General features: G+C 75.3%; 6 protein-coding genes. 4 read left to right on the forward strand and 2 right to left on the reverse strand.

Annotated elements, in window-relative coordinates:
* Nucleotides 1-47: 47 nt before the first annotated feature.
* The gene (locus ACWCXC_RS12015) at nt 48-1403 is read left to right on the forward strand and encodes a GH1 family beta-glucosidase (protein ID WP_450888395.1); all 1356 of its coding nucleotides are present in this window, start codon (nt 48-50) and stop codon (nt 1401-1403) included.
* 7 nt (nt 1404-1410) lie between these two features.
* On the opposite strand, the gene ACWCXC_RS12020 is transcribed toward ACWCXC_RS12015, so the two are convergent.
* Nucleotides 1411-2367, reverse strand: coding sequence for a GNAT family N-acetyltransferase (locus tag ACWCXC_RS12020; protein WP_450888397.1), 957 nt, complete (start codon nt 2365-2367; stop codon nt 1411-1413).
* A gap of 195 nt (nt 2368-2562) precedes the next feature.
* Here ACWCXC_RS12020 and ACWCXC_RS12025 point away from each other — a divergent pair, with 195 nt between their 5' ends.
* Entirely contained in the window at nt 2563-3129 is a 567-nt protein-coding gene (locus tag ACWCXC_RS12025; protein WP_450685009.1) for an FHA domain-containing protein, read from the forward strand.
* A 47-nt stretch (nt 3130-3176) separates the two neighbouring features.
* On the opposite strand, the gene ACWCXC_RS12030 is transcribed toward ACWCXC_RS12025, so the two are convergent.
* A complete protein-coding gene (locus tag ACWCXC_RS12030; RefSeq protein ID WP_450685010.1) occupies nt 3177-4598 on the reverse strand; it encodes an FAD-dependent oxidoreductase in 1422 nt (473 codons plus the stop codon).
* A 96-nt stretch (nt 4599-4694) separates the two neighbouring features.
* Between ACWCXC_RS12030 and ACWCXC_RS12035 the strand changes: the two genes are divergently transcribed.
* Nucleotides 4695-5606, forward strand: a complete 912-nt coding sequence (locus tag ACWCXC_RS12035; RefSeq protein ID WP_450685011.1) for a LysR family transcriptional regulator — start codon at nt 4695-4697, stop codon at nt 5604-5606.
* Nucleotides 5607-5729: 123 nt separating this feature from the next.
* Entirely contained in the window at nt 5730-6740 is a 1011-nt protein-coding gene (locus tag ACWCXC_RS12040; protein WP_450888400.1) for a cytochrome P450, read from the forward strand.
* Nucleotides 6741-6835 lie beyond the last annotated feature (95 nt).

Below are 6835 nucleotides of genomic sequence, written 5' to 3' on the forward strand. Positions count from 1 at the left end.
GCCCGGTCAGGTTGCCCTACTCACCTCGTACGGCTGTGGAGGCCGCGATGACTGTCCCGCCGTTCCCGCCCGGCTTCCTCTGGGGAGCCTCCGCCTCCGCCTTCCAGACGGAGGGCGCCGTCGACGCCGACGGCAAGGGCCCCTCCGGCTGGGACGCCTTCGCCGCCCAGCCCGGGCGCATCAAGGACGGCACCGACACCACCCGGGGCACCGGCTTCCACCGGCACTACCGCGAGGACGTCGCGCTGCTCGCCGGGCTCGGCGCCGACGCCTTCCGCTTCTCGGTGAGCTGGCCGCGCGTGGTGCCCGGCGGCAGCGGACCGGTCAACCCCCAGGGGCTCGACTTCTACGACCGCCTCGTCGACGAACTCTGCGCCCACGGCATCACCCCGGCCCCCACCCTCTACCACTGGGACACCCCGCTCCCGCTGGACGAGGCCGGCGGCTGGCTGGACCGGGACACCGCCTACCGCTTCGCCGAGTACGCCGGCATCGTCGCCGAACGGCTCGCCGACCGCGTCCCCATGTGGATCACCCTCAACGAACCCGCCGAGGTGACCCTGCTCGGCTACGCGCTCGGCGAGCACGCCCCCGGCCGCACCCTCCTCTTCGACGCGCTCCCCGCCGCCCACCACCAGCTCCTCGCCCACGGACTGGCGGTCCGCGCCCTGCGCGCGGCGGGCGCCGACAACATCGGCATAGCGGTCTCGCACTCGCCGGTCTGGACGGCCGGCGACACCGACGAGGACCGCTTCGCCGCCGAGCTGTACGACACCCTCACCAACCGGCTGTTCGCCGACCCGCTCCTCACCGGGCGCTACCCGGACGAGAACCTCGCCGCGCTGATGCCCGGCCCCGTCCAGGACGATCTGCGCACCATCTCCGCCCGGCTCGACTGGTACGGCGTCAACTACTACAACCCGACGCTGGTCGGCGCCCCCCGGCCGGACGCCCTCGACACCTTCGCCGGATTCGGCATGCCCGCCGAACTGCCCTTCGGCATCCGGGAGATCGAGGGCTACGAGAAGACGGACTTCGGCTGGCCCGTGGTCCCCGACGGACTGCGCGAGACCCTCGTCCAGCTCAGGGACCGCTACGGCGACCGGCTCCCGCCGCTCTACATCACGGAGAACGGCTGCGCCGTCGACGAACCCACGAACGACGCCCGCCGCATCGCCTTCCTCGACGGCCACCTCGGGGCGCTGCGCGAGGCCATCGACGCGGGCGTCGACGTCCGCGGCTACTTCACCTGGTCCCTCACCGACAACATCGAGTGGACCGAGGGCGTCAGCAAGCGCTTCGGCCTGGTCCACATCGACTACGAGACGCTGCGCCGCACCCCGAAGGACTCGTACGCGTGGTACCGCGACGTCATCAAGGCGCAGCGCTCGTCGGGGAGCTGAGCTCGCGTCAGTCGTCCCAGACCATGTCGAAGGCCCGCTGGAAGGTGACGTAGCCCAGCCGGGCGAAGGACTTCGCCATGGGGACGTTGCCGAGGTCGGTGGCCGCCCGGACGCGCTCCACCCCGTCCTGGGCGGCGAGTACCCGGGTGCCCTCGGCCAGCAGGTCGTCGATGTATCCGTGGCCGCGCCGCTCCGGCAGCACCCCGATGTACGCGATGACGGGGTTGTAGCTGTTGCGAGCCGGGATCACGAAGCCGACCGGGGAGCCGTCCGGGAGTTCCGCGATCCGCCACCACGCGCGCGGGGTGGTGTAGCCGGCCAGCTCCCCGTCGTAGTGCTTCTCCGCCGCCTCGCGGGGCGTCAGGCCCGAGGCCAGGTCCTGCTGCCCGTGGGCGTCCAGGGTGCCCTCCAGCACCGGGGTCATCAGCGCGAGCAGGTCCTCCCGCCCGGTCACCTCACGGAACCGCAGCCGGCCGGAGCCGGCCGGCACCGGTGTCCCCGCCCGCCACTCCAGCCGCAGCCGCTCCACCAGCATCCGGGCCCCGGTGCGCTCCATGACCCGGACCCGGGACTCCACGACGTCCCGGGCCACCGGGTCCTCCCGCCAGTCCGGCGGGACGAACCGCCCGTACTCCGGGCGCGGGGCGCCGGCCGGCACGACGGCGGCGGTCGCCGCCTCCACCAGCCGCAGCCCGGCCTCACCCCGCTCCGGCTCCGGCAGCGTGTCGTCCAGATCGAAGAAGTCGAGCACCAGCGGCGCGGCACCGTCCTTGCTCCACCAGGCGATCCGGGCCACCACCCGGTCACCGCGCAGCGCCACCCACATCCACTCGGGACGGCGCCGGCCCGTCGCGAGATCGTCCGCGAGTTCGTGGTCGAGGACATAGGACAGCGAGCGGAACAGGCCCAGCTCCTCGAGCCCGGTGAGCGGACGGACGGTCAGATCGAGTGGTGCGTCGGGCACGTATCCCCCAGGGACGGAAAGGCCGTCACGGCAGGTCGCCGAGCGGCACGGCGGCCGACCCTAACAACTCCCCCTGATACCCGCTCGCGTATATCCGGCACCGACAGCCCAGGTCAGAGCCCCGGGGAGGTCCGGGCAGGCGGAAAACGGGGTTGTTCTGGACACCCCGGGGGCGTCGGACCGACAATCGGTGCTGTGACGTCCTCCTTCGAGTCCCACACGTACCCCGTGCGGCTGTCCGACGCCCAGCGCGACCGTGTCCTCGGTGTGCTCAGGGAGGGCGCGGCCCAGGGCAGGCTCTCCCACGACACCTTCATGCGCCGCATGGAGCTGGCCCTGCACGCGAGCCGCGCCGAGGAACTGGACGCGCTCACCGCCGATCTGGAGGGCGAGGGCCGCTGGTCGCGGCACCTGGTCCGGGTCGTGGGCGGGATCTCCGGCTTCCCCGAGCGGGTGCGCCGGGCGTGGCGCGCGGAGCGGCTGCCGAAACTCCTGCTGCCGGCCCCGAGTCCGCACCCGCTGCTGATCGGCCGCGACCCCGGCAACGGACTGCGCCTCACCCATGAGACGGTCTCCCGCATGCACGCCGAACTCCTCGCGCACGGCGGCCGGTGGACCCTGCGCGACCTCGGCTCGACCAACGGCACCTGCGTCAACGGGCAGCGCGTCACGGGAATCGTGCCGGTCCGCGACGGCGACCAGGTGAGCTTCGGACGGATGGCCTTCCGCCTCGCCGCCCCCGCCCCGCGCCCGCCGGTCTGACCGCCCGCGCGCCCGCCCTCGCGCGTACGCCCGGACCGGCGCCCCGGTCACACCCGCTGGTGCAGGCCCCGGCCCGCCAGGGTCAGGAAGACCTCGCCGACCGCCTCGGAGAGCGTCGGATGGGCGTGGACATGGCGGGCCACATCGGACGGCTCGGCGTCCCAGCCGACGATCAGCTGACTCTCGGCGACCATCTCCGAGACATGCGGCCCCACCAGATGCACCCCGAGGACCCGGCCGCCCCGCTCCGCGACCACCTTCACCATGCCGCCCTGCCCGTGCACCAGACCCTTGGCCACCCCCGTCAGCGGCATCGTGGTGACCACGACGTCGTGCCCGGCGTCCCGGGCCGCCGCCTCGGACAGGCCGACCGCCGCCGTCTGCGGCGCGGAGTACGTGACCCGGGGCACCGCCGCGTAGTCCACCGCCGCGGGGCGCAGCCCGGCCAGCGTCTCGGCCACCACCAGCGCTTCGGCGAACGAGGCGTGCGCCAGGCCGAGTGAGGGCGGCGGCAGCAGATCGCCCACCACGTGGATGCCCGGCACCGCGGTCTCCAGCCGCGCCCAGTCGGCCGGTGCCACATGGCCGCGCCCGTCCGGGGCCAGCCCCGCCGCCGCGAGCCCCAGACCGTCCGTCACCGGAACCCGGCCCACCGCGACCAGCAGCCGGCGCGCCTCCACCGTCCGGCTCTCCCCGCGCGGGGTGCGGACCGTGGCGCGCACCCCGTCCTCCAGCAGCGTCGTGTCCAGCAGCCGCGCACCCACCCGCACCTCGATCCCGCGCCGCTTCAGCGCGCGCGTCAGATGGCGCGACACCTCGGCGTCCTCGAGCGGCAGCAGCCGCTCCGCCGCCTCCACCAGGGTCACGCGCGCCCCCATCGAGCGGTGCAGCGAGGCGTACTCGACGCCGATCGCCCCACCGCCCAGCACCAGGACCGAATCCGGCAGCCCGGGGGCGAACAGGGCGTCGTCACTGGTGACCACGCGCCGCCCGTCGGCCGGCAGCCCCGGCAGCGTCCTCGGCCGCGACCCGGTGGCCAGCACGATGCCGCGCCGCGCGGAGACCTCCCCGTACCCCTCGATCCGTACCCCGCGCGGACCGGTCAGCTCGGCGCTGCCGCGCACCACGTCGACGCCCGCGTGCGCCAGATGGCCCTGGACCCCCCGGTGGTTGCGGGCCACGATGTCGTCCCGGGTGGCGGTCAGCGCCGCCCAGTCCACGGAGTCCAGCACCGCCTTCACCCCCCACCGCTCCCGGGCCTCCGCGATGCCGTCCACCAGCTCGGCCGCGTGCAGCATCGCCTTGCTGGGGACGCAGCCCCGGTGCAGACAGGTGCCGCCCACCTCGTCCCGCTCGGCGAGCACCACCTCCAGCCCCAGCGCCGCCGCCCGCAGCGCCGTGGCGTAGCCGCCCGTACCCCCGCCGACGACCACCACATCGCTCTCGCGCACCCGCCTCGTCGCTGTCATGTGCCCAGCCTCCGCCCGGCTCTTGCCATGAGTCCAAGGCAATGTTTGTGTGGCGCCCATGCACGGTGTTCATGACGGGGAGCGGGGGAGCGGACGATGAGCCTGCGTCAGATGGAGTACTTCGTCGCGGTCGTCGAGGAGTCCTCCTTCACCCGGGCCGCCGAACTCCTCCATGTCACCCAGCCCGCGCTCTCCCACCAGATCAAGGCGCTGGAACGGGAGGTGGGCGGCGCCCTGCTGGAACGGCTGCCCCGGGGCGTGCGGCCGACCCCGATGGGCCGCGCCTTCCTCCCGCACGCGGAACGCGCCGTGCGCAGCGCCGCCCAGGCCGGGCGGGCGGCCCGCGCGGCGGCCGGGGCCGAGGGCGGCGAACTGCACATCGCCACCGTCCACGCCATCGCCGTCGGCATCCTCCCCGACGTCTTCGCACGCTGGCGCGCGGCCCACCCCGGCGTCGCCCTGGTCCTGCACGAGTACGCCGCGACCGACGCGCTGGAGGAGCGCGTCGAGCGCGGCACCGCCGACCTCGCCGTCGGCCCGCCGCCCGCCGGGTGGCCCGGACCGGTCGTCCCGATCGGGGCGGAGGACATCGTCCTGGTCGTCCCGGCCGACGACCCGCTCGCCGGCCGGGCCTCGGTCCGCCTCGCCGAACTGGCCGACCGGCCCTGGGTGCGCTGCGCCATGGAACCGGTCGTGCGGGGCCGCCCCTTCTTGGATCTGGCCTGCGCCCGAGCCGGATTCGAGCCCCGCACCGCCGTGCGCACCGAGCACACCTCGACCGCCGTCCGCATGGCGGCGGCGGGGGTCGGCGTCGCGACGGCCCCCGCCCACATGGTGCGCGGCGCGGTCGGTGAGGACTGCGCGCTCCTCGCCGTCGATCCGCCCTGGTCCCGCCCGCTCGCGGTGTTCTCCCGCGTCGAGCTGACCGGTGCCGCCGCCGCCTTCGCCGGCCTCCTGCGCGCCGCCCGCCCGCCGCTCACCCCCGCGCCCGCGTCCGGCCCGGCGTGACACCGACCCCCGGACGCCGCGTCACCCGGACGGCCGCACGCCGACTGCGGCGGCCCCGGCGCGGTGATCCCCTGAGGGGGACCGCGCCGCCCACCGGCGCGCCCGACACCCCGGGGGTACGCCATGCAGGCCGACGCGCCCGGAGAGATACCGGCCCCGACGCCCTCGCCCGAGTACCGCACCGCCCGGCGCCCCGCCGGGCGCCGCCGCCGCGCCGGCGCCGGACCCAGCCTCCTCGCGCCGGGCGCCGCCCACGACCCGTACCGCCTCTACCGGGTGCTGCGCGAGGAGCACCCGCTGAGCTACGACGCCCCGCTGGGGGCCTGGCTGGTCAGCCGGTACGACGACGTGGCCACCGCTCTCACCGACCCGCGCTTCGCGGGCTACCCGCACGACGGGGCACCGCGCGGCGGACCCGCGCCGGTCGGCCTCTGCCACGGCAGCTACCGGTGCCTGCCCCGCGACCGCTACGCCGTGGGGACCGGCACCGTGCCCCGGGCCGTCGCCGAACGCGTCGAACGGACCGCCCATGTCCTCGCCCGCCGCATCGCCGGACGGGACCGGGCCGATCTCGTCGAGGAGTTCTGCCGCTGGCTCCCCGCCGGCTCCCTCGCCGCCCGGACCCCCGGCGCACCGGCCGACGAGGGGCCCTGCACCCGGCGCACCGGACTGCGCGAGACCGCGCTCGCCTCGCTCCTCGCCAATCTGCTCGACGACCCCGATCTGCTGGCCGCCCTGCGCATCGAACCCGCGCTCGCCGGACGGGCCTGGACGGAGTCGCTGCGCCGCGATCCCCCCGTCCAGGTCGTCCTGCGCCGCACCCTCACCGAGGTCACCCTCAGCGGCGGCACCCTCCCGGCCCGCGCCCCCGTCGCCTGCCTCCTGGGCTCCGCCGGGCGCGACCCGGAACGCTTCGCCGCCCCGGACGTCTTCGACCCCTTCCGCCGCGACCAGGACCGCGGCCTCCCCGGCCCGTCCGGCTGCCCCGCCGTGGCCCTCGGCCGTCTGGAGGCGGAGGAGGGACTGCGCGCCCTCCTCGACGCGATGCCGGACCTGCGCTGGGCGGAGGGCTTCCGCCCCGCCGCGACCGGCCTCCTCACCCGGGGACCGCGCTCCCTGCTCGTACGCCCCTAGCTTGATCTTTAACGTGCGTCGTCGAACGATGCGTCGTACTTGATCACTCGGTTCGGTATCTGCCGTACGCGGAAGCGGCCTTCGTCTGAACATGT

The organism is Streptomyces sp. NPDC001515, from assembly GCF_053597115.1.